16 protein-coding genes are annotated in these 21228 nt (G+C 49.7%); all 16 read right to left on the bottom strand.

Annotated elements, in window-relative coordinates; genetic code table 11:
• Positions 1 to 267: 267 nt before the first annotated feature.
• The 16 genes from dnaJ to QZR21_RS03050 all read right to left on the bottom strand — a co-directional run bounded on the left by dnaJ (position 268) and on the right by QZR21_RS03050 (position 21090).
• The gene (gene dnaJ / locus QZR21_RS03125; protein WP_296099881.1) at positions 268 to 1443 is read right to left on the bottom strand and encodes a molecular chaperone DnaJ; all 1176 of its coding nucleotides are present in this window, start codon (positions 1441 to 1443) and stop codon (positions 268 to 270) included.
• 19 nt (positions 1444 to 1462) lie between these two features.
• Complete coding sequence (dnaK, locus tag QZR21_RS03120) at positions 1463 to 3334, bottom strand: molecular chaperone DnaK (RefSeq protein WP_296099877.1); 1872 nt, start codon at positions 3332 to 3334, stop codon at positions 1463 to 1465.
• A 61-nt stretch (positions 3335 to 3395) separates the two neighbouring features.
• Positions 3396 to 4028 (bottom strand): nucleotide exchange factor GrpE, encoded by a 633-nt coding sequence (gene grpE / locus QZR21_RS03115; protein WP_296099875.1) that lies wholly within the window; start codon positions 4026 to 4028, stop codon positions 3396 to 3398.
• 13 nt (positions 4029 to 4041) lie between these two features.
• On the bottom strand, positions 4042 to 5112 hold the full coding sequence (gene hrcA, locus QZR21_RS03110) for a heat-inducible transcriptional repressor HrcA (protein WP_296099871.1): 1071 nt from the start codon (positions 5110 to 5112) through the stop codon (positions 4042 to 4044).
• A gap of 181 nt (positions 5113 to 5293) precedes the next feature.
• Positions 5294 to 6766, bottom strand: coding sequence for a DASS family sodium-coupled anion symporter (locus QZR21_RS03105; RefSeq protein ID WP_296099868.1), 1473 nt, complete (start codon positions 6764 to 6766; stop codon positions 5294 to 5296).
• Positions 6767 to 7156: 390 nt separating this feature from the next.
• Positions 7157 to 8407: a peptidase T gene (gene pepT / locus QZR21_RS03100; protein WP_296098333.1), complete on the bottom strand. Its 1251-nt coding sequence runs from the start codon at positions 8405 to 8407 to the stop codon at positions 7157 to 7159.
• Between the two features lie 383 nt (positions 8408 to 8790).
• Positions 8791 to 10686, bottom strand: coding sequence for a glutamine synthetase (locus tag QZR21_RS03095; protein ID WP_296098329.1), 1896 nt, complete (start codon positions 10684 to 10686; stop codon positions 8791 to 8793).
• 262 nt (positions 10687 to 10948) lie between these two features.
• Positions 10949 to 12841, bottom strand: a complete 1893-nt coding sequence (locus QZR21_RS03090) for a glutamine synthetase (RefSeq protein WP_296098327.1) — start codon at positions 12839 to 12841, stop codon at positions 10949 to 10951.
• A gap of 170 nt (positions 12842 to 13011) precedes the next feature.
• Complete coding sequence (locus QZR21_RS03085; RefSeq protein WP_296098324.1) at positions 13012 to 13461, bottom strand: GatB/YqeY domain-containing protein; 450 nt, start codon at positions 13459 to 13461, stop codon at positions 13012 to 13014.
• A gap of 24 nt (positions 13462 to 13485) precedes the next feature.
• Entirely contained in the window at positions 13486 to 13662 is a 177-nt protein-coding gene (gene rpsU, locus QZR21_RS03080) for a 30S ribosomal protein S21 (RefSeq protein ID WP_008858603.1), read from the bottom strand.
• A 320-nt stretch (positions 13663 to 13982) separates the two neighbouring features.
• The gene (locus QZR21_RS03075) at positions 13983 to 15968 is read right to left on the bottom strand and encodes a TRAP transporter permease (RefSeq protein WP_296098320.1); all 1986 of its coding nucleotides are present in this window, start codon (positions 15966 to 15968) and stop codon (positions 13983 to 13985) included.
• 5 nt (positions 15969 to 15973) lie between these two features.
• Positions 15974 to 16498, bottom strand: a complete 525-nt coding sequence (locus tag QZR21_RS03070) for a DUF1850 domain-containing protein (RefSeq protein WP_296098318.1) — start codon at positions 16496 to 16498, stop codon at positions 15974 to 15976.
• A gap of 76 nt (positions 16499 to 16574) precedes the next feature.
• The gene (locus tag QZR21_RS03065) at positions 16575 to 17558 is read right to left on the bottom strand and encodes a TAXI family TRAP transporter solute-binding subunit (RefSeq protein WP_296098315.1); all 984 of its coding nucleotides are present in this window, start codon (positions 17556 to 17558) and stop codon (positions 16575 to 16577) included.
• Positions 17559 to 17740: 182 nt separating this feature from the next.
• The gene (dcd, locus tag QZR21_RS03060; protein WP_296098311.1) at positions 17741 to 18262 is read right to left on the bottom strand and encodes a dCTP deaminase; all 522 of its coding nucleotides are present in this window, start codon (positions 18260 to 18262) and stop codon (positions 17741 to 17743) included.
• Positions 18259 to 19209 carry a type II restriction endonuclease gene (locus QZR21_RS03055; RefSeq protein ID WP_296098308.1) on the bottom strand — a complete coding sequence of 317 codons (951 nt, stop codon included), beginning with the start codon at positions 19207 to 19209 and terminating at the stop codon, positions 18259 to 18261. Before QZR21_RS03055 ends, dcd begins: the two co-directional genes overlap by 4 nt.
• 273 nt (positions 19210 to 19482) lie before the next feature.
• On the bottom strand, positions 19483 to 21090 hold the full coding sequence (locus QZR21_RS03050) for a peptide chain release factor 3 (RefSeq protein WP_296098307.1): 1608 nt from the start codon (positions 21088 to 21090) through the stop codon (positions 19483 to 19485).
• Positions 21091 to 21228: the final 138 nt, after the last annotated feature.

The raw sequence follows: 21228 nt of genomic DNA, 5'->3' as shown, positions 1-21228 counted from the left end.
TGTCCGTCAGCCTCCTTCCTCGGGAAGGAGGTGGCGCCGTAGGCGACGGAGGTTAGCTATAGAAAGCGCCGCAGGCGGTAGAGCTTTCCTAGTTGCTAAAAGCTAGCAGCTAGAAGCCCCCGCACGAATGACTCTATCCATCAGCGTCGAACAAAGTAGCTCTACAAACCGCAATTTGAAAGGCTGGGCCTCATTACTCAATTCATTCCATCATCACCTTACCCTCGTAATAAAAAAGCCACCTCCCAGGGGAGATGGCTTTTTTTATTACTGTTTGAACTTATCGATGATCTTGTCCAGGAAGGAACTCTTCCCTTTATACTGGGAACAGTCTTCCCCCATTTCATTAGCATAGTGGAGAAGGGCATTCTTCTGCTCTTCATTGAGCCGTTTCGGGACGGTCACATTCACTTCCACGTAGAGATTCCCCTTCCGGCTGGACTGGAGATGGGGCATCCCTTCTCCGGAAATGCGGAACCGGGTACCGTTCTGGGTGCCTGCCGGAATTTTCAGTTCCACTTCCTTATCCAGGGTCTTCACCTTGATAGTGGAGCCAAGGGCTGCCACGGGGTAGGAAATATTGACGGTCCTATAGAGGTCGTCCCCTTCCCGTTCGAAGTCCGGATCATCCTTCACATAAATGTATACGTAAAGGTCTCCCTTCGGGCCGCCCCGGCGTCCCGGTTCACCTTCACCGGCTACCCGCATACGGACGCCATTGTCGGCGCCGGCGGGAATATTGACTTCGATGGTCTTGGAAGCCCGTACCGTACCGATGCCATGGCATTTGCTGCACTTGTTCTTAATGATCTTCCCGGTACCGCCGCACTGCTGGCAGGTGACGATATTGACCATCTGGCCAAAGGGGCCATTCCTTACGATTCTCTGCTGGCCGGTCCCATGGCAGGCGGGGCAGGTATCTACGGAAGAGCCCGGTTCTGCACCATTGCCATGGCAGTGGTCGCAGACTTCATTCTTTGTGACGGTGAATTTCTTCTTCACCCCTGTAAAGGCTTCCCGAAGGGTAATGGTCATGTCATAGCGAAGGTCTGCACCCTGTTCCGGGCCATTATTCCTGCGGCGGCTGCCGCCGGTGAACATGTCGAAAATGTCGCCCATGTCGAATCCGCCGAAATCGAAGCCCTGGCCATTGAAGCCGCCCTGTCCGAATCCGCCGAACCCGCCGGCACCGGCGCCGCCACGGGATGCCTGCTGGAAGGCATCGTGGCCGAGCTGGTCGTACTGGGCTCTCTTGTCAGCATCGGAAAGTACATGGTAAGCTTCATTCACTTCTTTGAACTTTTCTTCCGCTTCCTTGGGATGGTCCTTATTCAGGTCCGGATGGTATTTACGGGCAAGTCTCCGATATGCTTTTTTGATTTCATCGTCCGTGGCGTTTTTGCTTACGCCAAGGATGTCATAGTAATCCTTGCTGTCTGCCATAAAGAACTCACACTATTCCTTATTTCTTGTCATCATCATGAACGACTTTGTAATCGGCGTCTACCACGTTGTCTTTATCTTTCTTAGCGCCGGCCTGCTGGGATGCGCCCTGTGCCTGCTGCTGTGCCTGGGCCTGCTGAGCCTGCTGTGCCTGCTGGTACAGTTTTTCGGTCAGTTCATGGAGCGGTTTGGTCAGTGCATCGGCATCGGCTTTAATCTTTTCGGTGTCGTCGCCTTTCAGGGTTTCTTTCAGTTTGGCGATGGCGTCGTTCACTTCTTTCACTTTGCCCTGGTCTGCTTTGTCTCCCAGTTCCTTGATGGTCTTTTCAGCCTGGTAAATGAGGGCTTCTGCGTTGTTCTTTGCGGTGATGGCTTCTTTCCGTTTCTTATCTTCCGCTTCATGGGCCTTTGCATCGTCCTGCATTCTCTTGATTTCTTCATCGGAGAGGCCGGAAGAAGAGGTAATATCGATCTTCTGTTCCTTGCCGGTGCCCAGATCCTTTGCGGAAACATGGACAATGCCGTTGGCATCGATATCGAAGGTGACCTGAATCTGCGGTACTCCCCGCGGAGCCGGCGGAATATCGGACAGTTCGAAGCGGCCGAGGGTCTTGTTATCGGCAGCCATAGGACGTTCACCCTGGAGGACATGGATATCTACGGAAGGCTGGTTATCGACAGCTGTGGAGAATACCTGGGTCTTGGATGTCGGAATGGTGGTGTTTCTCTTGATCATAGTGGTGAATACGCCGCCCAGTGTTTCGATACCCAGGGACAGAGGAGTTACATCGAGAAGCAGTACATCCTTTACTTCGCCTTTGAGGACACCGGCCTGGATGGCTGCACCTACAGCAACGGATTCATCGGGGTTTACACCCTTGGACGGTTCCTTGCCGAATTTATTCTTAATAAGGGTCTGTACAGCGGGGATACGGGAAGAGCCGCCGACCAGCAGAACCTTATCGATATCGTTGATGGTGAGGTTGGCATCTTTCATAGCCCGGTCAATCGGTTCTACCGTTGCCTGTACCAGGTCTTCGGTGATCTGGTCAAATACGGCACGGGTCAGGGTTGCATCGAAGTGAACCGGCTGTCCATTGGAATCAATGGTAATGAATGGCAGGTTAATATCGGTGGACATGACGGAGGACAGTTCAATCTTTGCTTTTTCAGCAGCTTCCTTCAGTCTCTGGTTTGTCATGGGATCCCGTTTCAGTTCGAAACCATTCTGGTTCTTAAAGGTATCAGCGATCCAGTCCATCACCCGGGCATCGAAGTCATCGCCGCCCAGATGGCCGTTGCCGCTGGAAGCTTCTACTTCGAATACGCCGTCTGCCAGGTCCAGGATGGACACATCGAATGTGCCGCCGCCCAGATCATAGACCAGGAAACGATGTTCCTTGCCGTCTTTAATCTTATCCAGGCCGTAAGCAAGAGCCGATGCGGTCGGTTCATTGATAATACGGAGAACCTTCAGGCCTGCAATGGCGCCGGCATCTTTCGTAGCCTGGCGCTGGCTGTCGGTGAAGTAAGCCGGGCAGGTAATGACGGCTTCTGTTACTTTTTCACCCAGGTAAGCTTCTGCATCGACCTTCAGTTTCTGGAGGATCATGGCGGAAATTTCCTGTGGTGTGTAGGACTTGCCATCAATGGTTACCTTGTAATCACTGCCCATGTGCCGTTTAATGGAAACCACGGTGCGGTCCGGGTTGGACACAGCCTGCCGTTTTGCCAGCTGGCCAACGAGCCGTTCCCCGGTCTTGGAGAAACCGACAACAGAAGGAGTCAGACGGGATCCTTCGGCGTTCGGAATGACCACCGGTTCGCCGCCTTCCATGACTGCTACAACAGAGTTTGTCGTACCCAAATCAATACCAATTACTTTTGACATTTAAAATGTCTCCTTTCATTCTATTCTCTAAAAATCTTATATGCAGGTAAATATGCCAAAATCAGCTGTTCTTCACAACCTGGACTTTGGCAGGCCGTAATACCGTATCCTTATAGAGATATCCCTTCTGGAATACCAGGGCCACCGTTTCATCTTCCATTTCATCGGACTGGACCATCATCACGGCCTCATGAAAATGGGGATCAAAGGCTTTGCCCTTGGCATCGATTTCCTTGACTCCAAAGTCGGTCATAATTTTGACCAGCTGCTTCTGGAGGAGTTCGAACCCCTTCAGGTAAGCCTCTCCGGAATCATCTTTCTTCATATGGGAAAGGGCCAGTTCGAAATTATCGAGCACCGGCAGGAAGGATTTCAGGGTCTCCGCCTTATAGGTATCCGCCGCTTTAGCTTCGTTTTCCTTTGTGCGGCGGCGGAAATTATCGAAATCCGCCTGCAGCCGTACGTACTGGGACAGGGCGGCCTGGATTTTTGCATCCTCCGACTTTGCCTTATCCTCCGCTTCCTTGGCCCGCTTCTGGGCTTCGGCGGACTGCTTTGTCAGGAAAATCACCTGCTTCTGCAGTTCTTCCACCGTAGGCTTCGGCAGTTCTTTCTTTACTTCTTCCGCATCCGGTACCTTTTTATTTTCTTTCGGTCCTTCTTTATTGACTTTCTTTTTTTCTTCTTCCTTCATCCGAAGAGCCTCCTTATGAATCCTTATTCTTCAATAGCGCATCCAGTCTCTGCTGCATAAACCGCATCATGCCTATGACCTTGCTGTACTGCATCCGGGTCGGTCCCAGAACCGCCACGGAACCGATAATCCGTCCGTTGGAGGAGAACTGGGCCCGTATGATGGACAGGTCCGAAAGGGACTTGACAGAATTTTCCGTGCCGATGTGAACAGCAATGGGCTGGTCCGAACTGGACAGGAGCATGCTTTCCAGCATATCCCGCTGTTCCAGTAGGTTCAGGATATCCTGCACCTTTTCCACACTTTTGAATTCCGGCTGCTCAATGAGCTGGGAAGCGCCGCCGGAATAAACTTCCTTCGGCGGTGTCAGCGCCCGTTCCAGTGCTTTAAATACATGGACGTAGGGGCTCAGGTCCTTCTCTATATCCTTTTGGAAGGAAAGAATCGTATTTTCATCCATGCTATCGATATCCCGGTTATGGAGAAAATGGTTCATCCGATCCGCCAGAAGCTGCATTTCATCAAACGAAGAACCTCTGGGGATATCCACCACCGCATTGGACACATCGCCCTGGTCGGAAACCACCAGGAGAATGGCCCGCGTTCCATCAAGAGGAAGGAACCGGATATAATTGAATTTCTTTTTGGCCCCTGCCGACGTGGCCACGGAAAGATTATGGGTCAATGATGCCACGGCCCTGGCCATATTCCGGAAAATTTCATCCACCTTTGTCACATGGTCCAGCAGCATGCTGTCGATCATGGACTTTTCTTCATTGGAAACCGGCGCCGGCTGCATGAGCCAGTCCACGTAAAAACGATATCCCTTGATAGAAGGGATACGTCCTGCCGAGGTATGGGGCTGCTCCAGGTACCCTTCGTCTTCCAGATCCTGCATTTCGTTGCGGATGGTAGCACTGCTGACGCCAAGGTTGTATTTCCTGGCGATGGTCCGGGAACCTACAGGTTCTGCGGTATCCGCATAATCCTGGACAACGGCCCAGAGCACCTTTCTCTTTCTTTCATTCAGTTCATCTCCGCCATAATGGCGGCTATCCTTGTTATTGATTTTACGAGCTGCCATAGTATCACCCTTTTATTAGCACTCATGCTCTTCGAGTGCTAACTTACGATATTAGAATAGCATTCATGCCAGTAATTGTCAAGGCTTTACAGGGATTTTCCATTTTTCCCCCCACCCCAGGCAGCCATGAAAAAAGCTGTGAAAGCTATATCCAGCTTTCACAGCTTTTTGAATCAAAACCTCATCCCACATATCCCAGCCAGTGCCAGTAGGTCAGGCTGAAGAGAAGAATGGCGCCATAGGAAATAATGGTGAAGGGAATCCCGGTTTTGAGGAAATCCTTTGATGTAATGTATCCCGTGGAGTAGGCAATCATATTCTGCGGCGCATTCACCGGCAGGATATAGCCGAAGCTGATGGTGTACTGGAGAATCATGGTCATACCGATGACATTGATGCCCGGTGTATTTACATTCTGCAGCACCGCAATGACGATTGGAATCATGGCGGAAGCAAGACCGGTGGCGCTGGCAAAGCCCAGATGAATGACGATGAGGAAGAATGCCAGAATCGCCATGACCATGATGGGTGCCATATTTTCCATACCGAAGAGGGCAATGAAATGATTAGCCAGCCAGGTGGCGGCACCGGATTTCAGAATGGCACTGCCAAGACTGATGCCTACGCCGAAGAGGGCAATGGTTCCCCAATTGATCCGGGACGCCGCATCTTTCCAGGTCATCACACCGACCCCCGGAAGCATCATCAGCATAATGCCGGTAATGGTGACGGTGGTAGTATCAAAGGGATGGAGTTTTTTCTCCGTAACCCAGAAGAAAAGGAGAAGGCAGGAGATGAGGAGCAGTTTCTTTTCACCGCTGGTGATGGGCCCCAGTTCCGCTCTCATCTTTTCCAGTGCATCCTTACCGCCGGGAAGTTCCTTCACTTCCGGAGGCATGGTGTAGACCAGGAGGAAATAAAGAACCACCGACATAATGGCGGCATAGGGGAACGCGGCGATAAACCAGTCGATCCAGCTGATATCCTGTCCCAGGACCTGCTGGATGAATCCAATGGCCACCATGTTCTGGGCCGCTGCGGTCTTAATGCCTACATTCCACAGAGAGTCCGCCTGGGCCACAGCCATCATCAGTACACCGGCAAAAGTGGAGCCCGCCTTCAGACCGAACGTACGAATGATTCCGACCACAATCGGCACAAGGCAGGATACCCGGGCCGTGGTAGAGGGCACGAAGAAGGAAAGCAGGAAGCCTACAAAAATGACACCTGCGATAAGGTGGCTGGACTTGATGCCCACGTGGCTCATGACAAAGAGGGCTATCCGTTTATCAAGGCCCGTAATCATCATGGCCGCTGACAGGAACATGGCCCCCGCCACCAGCGCCCAGGCACTGGATGAGAATCCGCCAAGGGCCATGCCCAGCGCCTTGCTCGTACCAAGGATCTTATCCGGATTGGCCGGATTCGGTGCCAGGCCCAGGGTGTAACACATGAGCGTAATAATGACAAAGGAACTGACAGGATAGGAAACACCTTCCGTCATCCATATGATGACAGCAAATACAAGAATCCCAATCAGACGATGGCCCTGGGTAGGCAGGTCTGCCGGCGTGGGCAGCATGTACACCGCCGCCATGGCAATAATGGCAAGAAGAAGTCCGAATCTCTTGCCGAATCCCCCGGTTTTACTCATAAAATTCCCTCCTTAAAGGACAAAAAAGCACACTCCTTTCCCGGGGGAAAGAAATGTGCCACAGTGCATAAACATAAATATTAATATGTTTGTATATATTATACGAACCGCCCATTTTTCTGTCAAGGAGTGGAACATATGACAAGAGGAAATATTGCAGTTTGTCGAGCTGCTGTGTTCGGCGCTGATGGGTAGAGTCATTCGCATGGAGCTTCTAGCTACTAGGAAGGCTGATTCGCCTGCGGCGCTACCCACCCGATATTTCCGTCAGTCATTCGTGCCGTAGGCTGGCCAGCTTTCCTAGAAGCCAGGAGCTAATCGCTAGAAGCCCCCGCACGAATGACTCTATCCATCAACGCCGTCCAACAACTCGACAAACTGAAATATTATTTACTTCTTCCCTATCTTCCAGGCCCGGCAGGCGATTTCTATCACCGTTTCACAGGCCTTTCCCATGGAATCCAGGGGGAGATACTCAAAACGGCTATGGAAATTGGCACCGCCGGTGAAAATATTCGGGCACGGAAGCCCTTTGAAGGAAAGCTGGGCTCCGTCTGTACCACCGCGGATAGGAAGCTCCACCGGCTTCACTCCCACATCCTTCATGGCCTGTCTGGCCAGTTCCACGATATCCATATGTCCCTTTTCTATGATGTCCATCATATTGAAATACACATCATTCAGTTCCAGGGACACCGTACCTTTCCCATATTTTCGATTCAGAAAATCCGCCATGTCCTGGAGATAGACTTTTCTTTTCCGGAACTTCTCAGAATCATGGTCCCTCACCAGCATGTCCAGGGTACACTTTTCCACGGTGCCGCTGATTTTATAGACGTGGAAGAATCCTTCCCTGCCTTCCGTATATTCCGGTTTTTCTCCCTCCGGCAGCATTTCCTGCCATTCAGAAGCAATGGAAATGGCATTCACCATTTTTCCCTTGGCATCACCGGTATGGACGCTCCGTCCACGGATGGTGACTACCGGATTGGCGGCATTGAAATTTTCATATTCCAGTCCTCCCAATTCTCCACCATCCACGGTATAAGCGAAATCAGCACCGAAGGCCTTCACATCAAATTTCAAAGGGCTGCGTCCCGTTTCTTCATCCGGCGTAAAGGCGATGCGGATTTTACCATGCTTCACTTCCGGATGCTGCAGCAGGTACTCCATGGCACTCACAATGGCCGTCACCCCTGCCTTGTCATCGGATCCAAGGAGCGTGGTACCATCGGTGACCATAATATCCTGTCCCCGGTATTTCGCAATTTCCGGAAAATCTTTTACTGAAAGGACAATCTTCCGTTCTTCGTTTAAAGGGATATCTTTTCCGTCGTAATTTTCTACAATTCGCGCATGCATGGGACCGCCTGGAGCATCGGGGCTCGTATCCATGTGGGAAATAAATCCCACGACCCTCCCCTCTTCCCCATTGGCCGGGAGAGTGGCCATGACATAGCCATTTTCATCCAGTGTCACTTCTGAAAGGCCCAGCCCTTCCAGCTCCTCCTTCAGGTGTTTGGCCAGCACCATCTGTCCTGGCGTACTGGGATAGACCTGGTCATTTTCTTCATCGGACTGGGTGTTATAGGAAATATAATCCATGAACCTATGGACCAGTCTGTCTCTATCTAATTTCAAAAGATCATCTTCTTTCCGGAGTCTATCAGATACGATGACTCCCCTATTCATGTGACCATCATATACCAAAAGCCATGTTCTTGCAAAAGGGACTGTATCCGTGGCTGGAGAATGCTATGTGCAGGACACAGCATTCTATAAATTTCATACCATTACTTCAAATTGCGGTTTGTCGAGCTGTTGGTATTCGGCGCTGGCGTATAGAGTCACTCGCACGGGGCAGCTAGCTTCTAGCGGCTAGCTGCCAGGAGCTAGAAGCCCCCGCACGAATGACTCTATCCGTAAGCATCGCCCTAACAGCTCGACAAACTGAAATATCGCAGTGCTTTTCCTTATTCCTCCAATAAAAAATCCCGCCGCAGCGGGATTTTTTATTGGGCCGGTCAGCCGACAATATTCAGTGCATATTCATTGTATTCTTTTTCCAGGGCTTCAGACTTCTTGGAGATTTCAATCTGCAGGTCAGAAGCGGTATCATAGTCATCGGCTTCCAGAGCTGCTTTCAGTTTGGAGCAGAGGCACTTGCCACTCTTTGTATCTTTGATCAGTTCGAATTTCTTTTCGCGGATAATATCCCACCGTTCTTCATCCAGGTCATCTTCGCTGTCCAGTTTCTTGAAGCCTTTCACCAGTGCTTCGGTAGCCGGAATGATGCGGTCGATGAGTTCATTCTTCCAGCGGTAAACGATGGAAGCGACGAAGGAATCTACGATGGTGGCATTCAGGCTGCCGCCGGCCTCGATGACAGCCACCTTGTCCGGATTTGCCTTCATGGTCTTCACATTTTCCCAAACCGTTGCCGGCGGTTTACCGAAAGCAGCGTCCCGTTCTTCCTGGGTGAAGTCTTCGAATACGTTGTCTTCGCAGCGGTAAGCTCTTCCGGCTTCCAGATAATCAGCTTTGTCTCCCGGTTTCTTGGAGAGCTCAGCCAGGAGATCTGCCGGTGTCTTGCCGGAGGTTACGGCGTAGGTAATGCCGTCCAGGGAGGACAGGAACAGGCAGGAAGCAGCGAGGTAAGTATTGGTGAAGGGGTTCGGTGCCCGGAGTTCGAAACGGGTAGCCTTCGGGTTATCGATATCCCTGACAAGACCGATGAGGATGGTTCTGTTACGGGACGGAACTGCCGGATTGTGGCCCAGGGAGGTTACGATGCAGACCGGTGCTTCAAAGCCCGGTTTCAGGCGGTTGAAGGCATCGGTGGTGGAAGATACGAAGGGGTTCGTTGCTTCGTAATTTTTCAGGATGCCCATGATGAAGCCATAGCCGATGGTGGAGAGGAAATCAGCCTTCATGTCCGTAGGAGCCAGGAGATTGATGGTCTTGCCGTTCTTCAGGGTAGCGCAGATGCCTACATGGGTATGTTCGCCGCTGCCGGCTACACCGATAATCGGTTTTGCCTGGAAGGAAACGTCGAGGCCGTATTTTCTGAATACTTCACGGATAATGATGCGGGCTTCCAGTTCATTATCGCAGGCCTGGAGCGGATTCATGGAGAATCTCCAGTCCAGTTCCAGCTGTTCGCAGACATCTACCGTATGGCCGGCATCGTCCACCTTCGGTTTGATGCCCCCTACTTCTTTATGGCCCATTTCTACACTCATGCCCCGGGCATCGAGTTCTTCAATGGCCTCTTCCATGGCGGTCCGTACGTTGCCCCGCATTCTCTGCCAGTACTGTTCCTGGAGTCTCTGGGAAATGGAAAGATGCTGTACCGTTTCTGTTTCACTCGGCGTCTTGACCCAGAATTCCAGTTCCGTGCCGATGGTAAATCCGATATCCGCAATGTCGTCAAAAGGTACATCTTCCATGCCTTTTACAGTCTTGCCGCCGGCCAGGAGGCCCTTCAGTTTACCTGCTACGTAAGCGCAGGAATCTTTCAGAATGGAACGGGAATCAATGAATTTGCCATTGTGCAGCAGGAAGCAGGGAATACGCAGGGTTCCTACGGGGCGGCCATTGTCATAGATGTTGTCTTCATTGTAGTCGATATACCAGTTTACGCTGGGATCAGCCACCATATCAACCCGGGCATCATTCAGGGTAGCGATGTTCATGAGAACAACGGAAGAACCATCGGTCTGCACAGCGGTGCCGGCAAAGAAATCATCGTAGTTTTTCAGGAACAGCTCAATCGGCACTTTTTCATCGGTATCGTTGCCGGCCAGGTCGATGCCTACCAGGGATACGAAACGAATTTCCGGATGGGTCTTCAGAAGGGAAAGTACTCCTTCTTTGCCAAATTCACCGGTTGGAATGTAATACAGTAAGTCCTTGTTCATGTTGAATTCCTCCTAAAATGAAATATTTTTACCATGTATAGAAATCCGGGAAACTGTCCCCCATTAGGATGGTTTGGAAAATCAGCCGATGCCGATTTCCTCGCCTATTCCCCTTCCGGGAATCCCAGGATGGAATAGCGGTACTGCTCTTTCCATATACCCATATTCACGCCTCCTGCGTCTTTTCTGATAAATAGAAAATGACCCATCCTTTTTATAAGAATGGGTCATCATTGGCCTGATGTTCAGTTAAAGATCAATTTCAGTCCAGAATATTCAGTGCATACACATGATATTCCTTTTCCAGGGCCTGTGCCTTCTTTGTCATTTCCAGCTGCAGGTCCGACGCCGTATCATAATCACCGGTTTCCAGCGCTTCTTTCAGCCTGGTGCAGATGCATTTTTCATCATCCGTATCCTTGGCCAGTTCGATGCGCTTCGCCTTAATGGCTTTCCAGCGTCTTTCATCAATCTTATCATCATTATCCAGTTTTTTATAGCCCCTTACGGCTGCTTCCGTGCCCGGAATGATCCGGTCAATGAGCTCATTTTTCCAACGGTATACGATGGATGCCAGGAAGGAGTCCACAATCTGTTCGGAAAGAATGCCACCCTTGGTAATGACTTTCACCTTGTCCGGGTTGGCTTTCATAATTTTCACATTTTCCCAAACCGTTGCCGGCGGTTTGCCGAATGCCGCATCCCTTTCCTCATCGGTGAATGCTTCAAAGACATTTTCTTCACACCGGTAAGCTCTGCCTTTTTCCAGGTAATCCGAATCTTCGCCCGGTTTCTTCGACAGTTCTGCCAGAAGTTCTGCGGCAGATTTATTGGATTTCAGCGCATATTCGATGCCATCCAGTGCGGTGAGGTAAAGGCAGGAAACAGCGAGGTACGTATTGGTAAAAGGATTCGGTGCCCGGAGTTCGAAACGGGTGGCCTTCGGATTTCCGATATCCCGAATCAGTCCCATGAGAATGGAACGGTTTCTGGAAGGAACTTCCGGCGTATGACCCAGGGAAGTTACGATGCACACCGGCGCTTCAAAGCCCGGTTTCAGGCGGTTGAAGGCATCGGTGGTAGAAGAAACGAAAGGATTGGTGGCTTCATAGTTATTCAGGATGCCCATAATGAAGCCGTAACCGATGGTGGAAAGGAAATCGGCCTTCATATCTTCCGGAGCCAGGAGATTGATGGTCTTCCCGTTTTTCAGGAGTGCTGCGATGCCCACATGGGTATGCTCACCGCTTCCGGCTACGCCGATAATCGGTTTTGCCCGGAAGGATACATCCAGTCCATTTCTGCGGAATACTTCTCTTACAACGATTCTGGCTTCCAGTTCATTGTCCGCTGCCTGGAGAGGATTTGTGGAGAAGAGCCAATCCAGTTCCAGCTGTTCACAGACATCAAAGATATGGCCGGCATCGTCCACCTTGGGCTTAATGCCTCCCACTTCTTTATGACCCATTTCCACATGGAGTCCACGGGCATCCAGTTCTTCAATGGTCTGTTCCATAGCGGTACGGACATTACCCCGCATCCGCTGCCAGTACTGTTCCTGGAGGCGCTGGGAAATGGAAAGGTGCTGTACCGTTTCCTTTTCACTGGGAGTCTTTACCCAGAATTCCAGCTCCGTGCCGGTGGTAAATACGATATCCTGGATCTCGGAGAAGGGGAAATTTTCCATATCCTTCACCTGGGCATCCAGCAGAAGTTTCTTCAGTTCCCCTGCCACGTATTCGCAGGAGTTTTTCAGGATAGACCGGGAATCGATAAACTTCCCGTTGTGAATGAGGAAGCATGGAATGCGGAGCGTTCCCACAGGCTTTCCATTATCCTCTATATTTTCGTCGTTATAGTCCACATACCAGTTGACGGAACTGTCAGCCACCATGTCGACCCGAGCATCATTCAGAGTTGCAATATTCATGAACACCACGGAAGAACCATCGGTCTGGACCGCTTTACCGGCGAAGAAATCTTCATAGTCCTTCATAAAAATCTCGATGGGAATCTTTTCATCCGTGTCATTGCCTGCCAGGTCGATGCCTACCAGAGACACAAACCGAATCTCCGGATGCTGGGCGAGCAGGGAAAGTACCCCTTCCTTACCATACTGGCCAGCGGGAATGCAGTACAACAGTTCTTTGTCCATTTGAGTCCTCCTATAGACTTACTTTGTTTCACCATTTTTACATTTATAAATTCCTATCTGTTTCAAAAGAAAATGACCCATTCCCATAGGAATGAGTCATCTTTGACGCAGCATATGAACTTATGTAATAAGGATACACCACGTGTCTTACTTTTGTCAAGCTTTCAAGCTCAAGCAAGCAGTTTCCTGACGATCTGGTTGACCATCTTTCCGTCTGCCTTGCCTTTCAGCTTCGCCATGACAGCTTTCATCACAGAACCCATATTTCTCTGCCCAGGATCCATAGCGTCGATAATGGCTTTTACAGCCTTCTCTACTTCGTCTGCGGACATTTCTGCCGGCAGGTACTTTTCCAGTACTTCGATTTCCGCTTTGGTCTGCTCTACCAGGTCTTCTCTTCCGGAATCTTTGATTTCAGCAAGAGTTTCTTTCCTCTGCTTCACTTCTTTCCGGAGAACGGCAAGAACCTGATCATCATTGAAGTCCGCGTGTCCGTCGTCGATTTCAGCCTGCCTGATATGAGCACGGGCCATGCGGATCGTGTTCAAAGCAAGCTTGCCTTCTTCTCTCGCCTTCATGGCTGTCTTCATGTCAGCCATAAGCTGTTCTTTAATTGACAAAACTAATCACCTTACAACCTGTTATTACTTATACTTACGTTTTCTTGCGGCTTCAGATTTCAGTTTACGTCTAACGCTGGGCTTTTCATAATGTTCACGTTTTCTTACTTCAGAAAGAACCCCGGCTTTTTGGCAGGAACGTTTAAATCTGCGAAGAGCACTATCAAGAGATTCGCCCTTTTGAACTTTGATCTCAGACATCTTTATCCCTCCCTCCCAATAAGACTGATGGGGTGCTATTGCACACTCTTAAATTATAAATTACAACTTCCTATCTGTCAATTCCAATTTACACAAATACAGGAAATTCTGAAATGCAGAAATTGACTGCAGCCTCATAAAACCTGTTGGTTGATTTATACCACTGCATACAGCCAATGTTTGAGCACTTGTTTGAATTAATTCACCTATGGCTGGTTTAAACATAATAAACAGTATTTTTCAATATCTCTAGAATTACTGAAACTATCCTATCCCTAGAGGGCAAAATAAAATCCCCGTTTTCGCGGGGACTTTATTACTCATGCATTTTCCGGATTTTTATGTTTCTTTGTCCGGAAATACTGGAGAGCAAAGACAGCTGCAAGGATTGCAATGCCGATGATATCTGTCAGAGTCTGTGGGTCAATGAGGCAAAGGCCACCTGCCAGGAGGATCAGCCGTTCCAAGACATTGGCCTTGCAGTAGAACTGGCCGATCATGGCTCCGGAAATACCGGTCATACCAATAATAGCTGTGATGGTCGTAAAGAGGACACTGCCAAAAGTGGCTCCAATTCCCAAAAGCTGAGGTGACAGGACGAACACGTAAGGAATGATAAATGCCGCAATCCCCAGTTTCGACGCATTGACGCCGGTCTTCAGCGGATCGCCGCCGGAAATAGCGGAGCCCGCATAGGCAGCCAGGGCTACAGGAGGAGTAATATCAGCAATAATACCGAAGTAGAATACAAACATGTGAGCCGCCAGAATCGGTACGCCCAGCTGAATCAGAGCCGGTGCCGCAATGGTGGAGGTAATAACATAGTTTGCGGTAGTAGGAACGCCCATGCCAAGGATCAGGGATGTGAGCATGGTGCAGAGGAGAAGCAGCATGAAGTTGCCCGATGCCACAGTGACCAGGGCTGAAGCCAGCTTCAGTCCTACTCCCGTCTTGGTAACGATACCGATGATCATGCCGGCGGAGGCGCAGGCAATGATGACGCCCAAGGCACCTCTGGCACCTTTCACAAGGCCATCCACGATATCCCAGAAACTCATGCGAGTATTGGCGCGAAGCATAGCGGTACCGATGGAAATGAAGATGCCTGCCAGGGCTGCTTTCATCGGTGTATACCCGGAGGCCAGAAGGCCAATGATAGCAATCAGAGGAATTGCCAGATGCCCTTCCTCTTTCATGATTTTGGTCCATGCTGGAAGCTGGCTTCTTGGGGTTCCTTCCAGATGGTTCTTTTTCGCTTCGAAATGAACGCCCAGGAATACGCCAAGGAAGTAAAGAATGGCAGGAACAATGGCCGCTTTGACGACTTCCATATAAGGAATTCCAACAAATTCAGCCATCAGGAAAGCCGCAGCGCCCATGATAGGAGGCATAAGCTGGCCACCAGTGGAGGCTGCCGCTTCTACGGCACCGGCAAAATTCTTATGATATCCCAGTTTCTTCATCATCGGAATGGTGAAAGATCCGGAACCCACAACGTTGGCTACAGAAGAGCCGGAAATGGTTCCCTGAAGTGCAGAGGAAATAACGGCTACTTTTGCCGGTCCGCCGGATGCCCATCCGGCAATAGCATTGGCGATATCAATAAAGAACTTGCCAAGCCCTGTCTTTTCCAGATAAGCACCGAAGAGGATAAACAGGAAAATAAAGGTAGAGGAGACACCCAGTGGAATACCGAAAACGCCTTCTGTAGTGAAGAACAGGTGTCCCACCATCTGCTTAATGGTCAGTCCCCGATGGGCCAGGGGCCCCGGCATGTAAGGGCCAAGGAATCCATAAGCCAGGAAACAGAGAACCACAATGACAATAGGCAGGCCCACAATGCGGCGAGCTGCTTCGAGGACCATGATAATACCCACAAGTCCAACCACCGCATCCACCGGTGTAACTGTGCCGGCGCGAAGAATGAGCTGCTGGTAATTCACAAGGATATAAATCGGTGGAATCATAGCTATGACAGCCAGAATCACATCAATGGGATGGAACCGGCCTTCTTTGACCCAGGACTTTTTCGTAGGGCAGAGAAGGAAAACAAGGCAAATGCCGAAGGACAGGTGAATACAACGCTGGATCATGGCATCCAGGGTACCGAATAGGCCTGTATAAATCTGGAACAGGGAAAAACAGATACAGATGATAGCTACAATCTTTCCACAGATTCCCTTGTACTCGACGGTATTGGACTCCTTATCCAGGGACTTCAGTTTTTCCTGCATTTCATCACTCAATTTGCCATCTGCCGCTGCAGGATTACCGGCAGGTGTTCCTTTTTTCTCTAAATCGGCCAAAATAATCAACTCCTAATTTCTTTCTTCATGTACCACCCTTTGTACAGCGGTGCTACATACAGCTTTAGTTCCTTCCCCAACGGAACCATGGAATCCAGATCATAGTCTGTATCCCCGATGGTCAGGGTTCCGTGGTTTGTCACCCCATTGCGAAGAGACAATTCCGGAAAATTACGGTTAATATCATCCAGAATAAACCAGCCGTCTTCTTCCCGGAAATGACCTTCATCTGCGGAGAAAGGAAGGCCCACCCCCATAGATTGATATTTGGTGGATTTAAGAACAAAGCCATCTGTAATCTTATTGACTTCCAGATACTCGTAAATCATTGTTTTCTGTACGGAATGATGGTAGGCCAGTGTCACCGGTGTGCCGGCTTCTACTTTCTGACGGAAAATGATGCCATCCGCAGTCTGACCGAATACATAGGGCTGCCGGATAAGCCAGCCGCCTACGGTGGCCACCAGGCCCACGATGATTCCGAAGATGATAATCACTGTTTCCAGTGTCCCATTTTTCTGTTTCTTCATGAAAGTGAGAACGGACCCCTTGAGGCCCGTTCTCCCTCCTTTCTATGGCAAGGTTTGGATCCTTTCGGGATTCTCCTTATTTTGCCTTCAGATACTTTTCAGCGCCTGCATTCATCTTGATAGACATGCCTTCCAGTGCGGTATCCTTGGTAATGTACTTACCTACGGCATGGGCAGCTTTCATCCGATCCAGATGTTCATAAATGGCCTTTACAATCTGTTCACCTAGGTCATCGGACAATTTATCGGTTGTAACGATGACGCACTTTACAGCTACCGTTTCTACATCTTCATCCTGTCCGGGGTAGGTGCCCTTTGGAATGATCATCTTGGTATAGTACGGATATTTCTGCATGAGCTGGTCTACGATCTTCGGATCGATATTGACGATAGCTGCAGATTTATTAGCAGCCAGGTCCTGGATAGCAGCTGTCGGATAGCCAGCTACTACGACACCTGCGTCTACGTTTCCATCTTTCAGGGCATCTGCTGCTTCGCCGAAGGACAGATACTGTACATCAATATCATTATAGGTAATGCCATAGGCTTCAAGAATCTGACGGGCATTGGCTTCAGCACCGGAGCCGGAAGCACCAACAGCGACTTTCTTGCCTTTCAGGTCAGCAATAGTCTTGATGCCCTTATCTTTAGTGGTAACAAACTGGATGGTTTCCGGATAGAGAGCTGCAATACCACGGAGATTATCCATCTTATTGTCCTTGAACATTTCCTTGCCGTTGGCTGCATAGTAGGCAATATCATTCTGGATGAATGCAATATCTACAGAGCCATCTTTCAGCATATTGACATTGGCCACAGAAGCGCCGGTGGACTGGGCAGATGCATTCATGCCTTTAATATTCTGGTTCAGAAGTTCGGCCAGTGCACCACCTAAAGGATAATAGGTACCTGCTGTGCCACCAGTAGCAATATTCAGGAACTGCTTGCCACCTCCAGCGGAACCGGATCCACCGCTTCCACCGCCGCATCCTGCGAGAAGAGCTGCACCTGCCATGCAGAACGCGCCTGCAACAATCAGCTTTTTCAATGTTTTCTTCATAATGCCGTCCTCCTTAACCCTCTAACGGAAAGTCCGATACCTGTCTATGTATTGAATTCCATCGGTGTCTTCCCAAATTCTCCGCACAGAGTGAAATAAAAAAGCAGCCCGGCGCACAGGAAATCCCTATGCGTCTGCTGCAGCTTCTTCGCTCGTTGTGCTATAAAGTTATCATTATAATACTACTTTTCGAAATCTTTGTAAAGGAGGCTTGGCTGAATTCCCTTATTGTTCTGGTATTTTCCACTGTCATAGCTGTCTGCTTCGCCCAGAACCGTATGGAAATAAATCTGGCAGATTTCCACGCCTGCATATATACGAATAGGCTGTACACAGAACATTTCAAGCGTCCAGTAGCCGGAAAAGCCAACGTCTCCGAACCCTGCGGTCACATGGATGAAAAGGCCCAGCCTTCCGATGGAAGAACGGCCTTCCAGCATAGGAACGAAGCACTTTGTTTTCGTGTATTCCCTTGTCCTTCCCAAATAGAGTTTATTCGGCTGGAGCACGATTCCCTCTTCAGGAATATGGAGCAGTTGGCCTTCATTCCTTTTCTTCATGTCCAGTTCATGGTTGTTATATACCATGAGCTCGTCAGAAAGAGTCAGGTTATAACTGTTTGGATTGACTTTCTTGGGATCAAAAGGATCAATGATGATTTCTTCGCCCATGTGACGGACGATTTCCCTGCCGGATAAAATCATTTGAGTTTCCTCGCTTCCTGGTTAAAAATCTTACGGTGCAGTGCCATGCGGCGATGTTTAAATGGAGCCTTTGCCCTGTCGCCGGGCCTGAGCTGGAATAGCTCCCTCTCTTTTTCGGAAAGAGCTGGCGATACAAGCAACTCCCCTTTATTGGTAAATGAAATCAGGTGGGCAGAAAACAGAGCTCCATGGGTAGGACAGAACAGAGGTCCCTTCGTTCTTTTATCTCCCTCTTCATAGGGGAATGCCTGCAAAAGGGAAATCCGGCGAACGCCACAGACAAGACAGCACGGCTCTTCTACCATGGACTTTCTCTGGAATGAATTTTCTTCTTCCAATTCTCTACGGATTCGTCTCACCGTAACAGCAGCGGATTTGGCAAACAGGCTTCCTTCCATGCCTGCCGCTGATTCATCTTCCTCCAGAATATGCTGAATTTCAAGGGGAACCGTTCCTTTGGCCGTTTGTATTTCCCTGTATGCCCGGACCGCTTCCGGTTTCAGGATCCAGTAATAAGCACCACCCTCTCCTTCCGTACCGTCAAAAACATATTCCCAAGGAGCACGATCGCAGGTTTCCGGCATTTCGGAAGCCATTCCGGTCACCTTTTCGCCATCCAATGTATAGGTTTCATAGGGGCCTGGATTCTGCTGCTTTTTCCGGATTCTTTTCTTTTTTTCTTTTTCCGGATAAACCGGAACTCTGCCCTGTTCCACCAGCTCCCGGATTTTGCCTCCTGCCCAGCCTACAGCAGAATTCAGGGCACGGTATTCCATATGAAGGGCGGCGGCAATATTTTTCCCATTATCCATATGATCCGCAGCATGATAAAGCCGGTCAAAGATTTCCATCATGAGATGAGTCATGACTGCAGGGTTACCCATAAGCCGGAGCCACCCTTCCCGTGTAATCACGTCCCACTGTTTCAGTCCTTTTCGCCTTGCCATCCCTTCACCACCTTTACCGGTATAGTCTTTTTGTTATTATAACATTTTGTCATAGAAATGGTGAATGAAAAATGATGGTTTGTCGAGCTACTGTGTCCGGCGCAGATGGGTAGAGTCATTCGCATGGAGTAGCTAGAAGCTCTCGCTCGAATGACTCTATTCATCAGCGCCGCCCACCAGCTCGACAAACTGAAATTGGCAGTACTGCTCCTCTTCTGTCTCACCGTTCATTCAAACAGAAAACCCCGCAGAAAATCTGCGGGGCCATTTCCATCAGTTTCCTTCCAGTTCAGCCACGCCAAGGGGCGGACTTTCCAGAAATTTAACCTTCGGGTTTCTCTGGGCAAGCCATCCTGCCTGCCAGGCATTGGGCAGGAGGTAAACGGGTCGCTCACGACGGTCGTAAACCACCATGGCATTGTCGATACCCACCAGTTCTTCCGGCGGTACATCACCCTCCGTCCACCGGGCTGTGGTAAAGCCTAAAGGTTCCAGATTGACAGATACATTATATTCATTTTCCAGGCGGTACTTCATGACTTCGAACTGCAGCTGGCCAACTGCACCTATAATGAAGGATTCCATAATATAAGGCTGTTTATAGACCTGAATAGCTCCTTCCTGGGCGAGCTGTGTCACGCCATTCAGGAACTGTTTTCTCTTCATACTGCTTTCCGGGGAAAGTCTTGCAAAAAGTTCCGGCGGGAATACGGGGAAATCAATAAAAGTAACAGGATGTTTCTTCTCACATACCGTATCCCCAACGCCCAGCTCACCGGTATCAAAGACGCCGATAATATCACCGGGATAGGCTTTTTCCACAGTCTGCCTTTCTGTAGCCAGAAACTGCTGGGGCTGGGAAAGACGAATCATCTTGCCGCTCTGCCGGTGCAGGACACTGACTCCCTTTTCAAAGACTCCGGAGCAGATACGCATGAATGCCACCCTGTCATGGTGCTTCGGATCCATATTGGCCTGGATTTTGAACACAAAGGCCGAGAAATTCGGATCTTCAGGAGAAACTGTGCCTTCCAGTGTTTTTCTTGGTTCCGGCGGCGGTGCCAGTTCCAGATACTTTTCAAGGAACGGCTGCACGCCAAAGTTCGTCATAGCGGAGCCAAAGAACATGGGCGTCAGTTCTCCCTTTGCCACCTTATCTGCATCGAAGGGGTCCCCCGCTTCATCCAGCAGTTCCAGGTCATCCTTCAGAGACTGGATTACTTCCGGGCTCAGATGGGATGTGATTTTTTCATCATCCATTTTTCCGGAAATCACATCCAGCTTTTTTACACCGTGGGCATTATCCTTGATAAAGAGATGGCACATCTCCGTTTCCCGGTCATAAATACCCGTATAGTCTCCATTCACACCGATAGGCCAGTTCATGGGACAGGAACGGATTCCCAGTACATCTTCAATATCTGCCATCAGGTCAAAGGGATTCTTACCAAAATGGTCAATCTTATTGACAAAAGTAAAAATAGGAATACCCCGGTCCGAACAAACCTTGAAAAGTTTTTTGGTCTGGGCTTCTACCCCCTTGGCCACATCAATGACCATGACCGCCGAGTCAACGGCCATAAGTGTCCGGTACGTATCTTCAGAGAAATCCGCATGGCCTGGGGTATCAAGAATATTGATACGGCAGCCGTTGTAATCAAACTGAAGCACAGAGCTGGTTACAGAAATACCGCGCTGTTTTTCGATTTCCATCCAGTCTGAAACGGCATAGCGGGCTGTTTTTCGTGCTTTAACGGAACCTGCCAGATGGATAGCTCCACCGTAGAGCAGAAGTTTTTCGGTCAGCGTTGTCTTGCCGGCATCCGGGTGGGAAATGATGGCAAAAGTGCGGCGTCTTTTTATTTCTTCCAAGTCAGTCATGTTTCACCTCAAATAATAATAACCATGTCGTTTTATTATACCGCACTTGGAAGGGGAAAGAAAAGAGAAAACAAAATAGGCCAATTTCAGTTTGTCGAGCTGTTGGGCGGCGCTGATGGATAGAGTCATTCGTGCGGG

Source organism: uncultured Dialister sp. (assembly GCF_900541605.1).
Classification (GTDB): domain Bacteria; phylum Bacillota; class Negativicutes; order Veillonellales; family Dialisteraceae; genus Dialister.
This window is presented reverse-complemented; position numbering and strand designations above follow the sequence as displayed.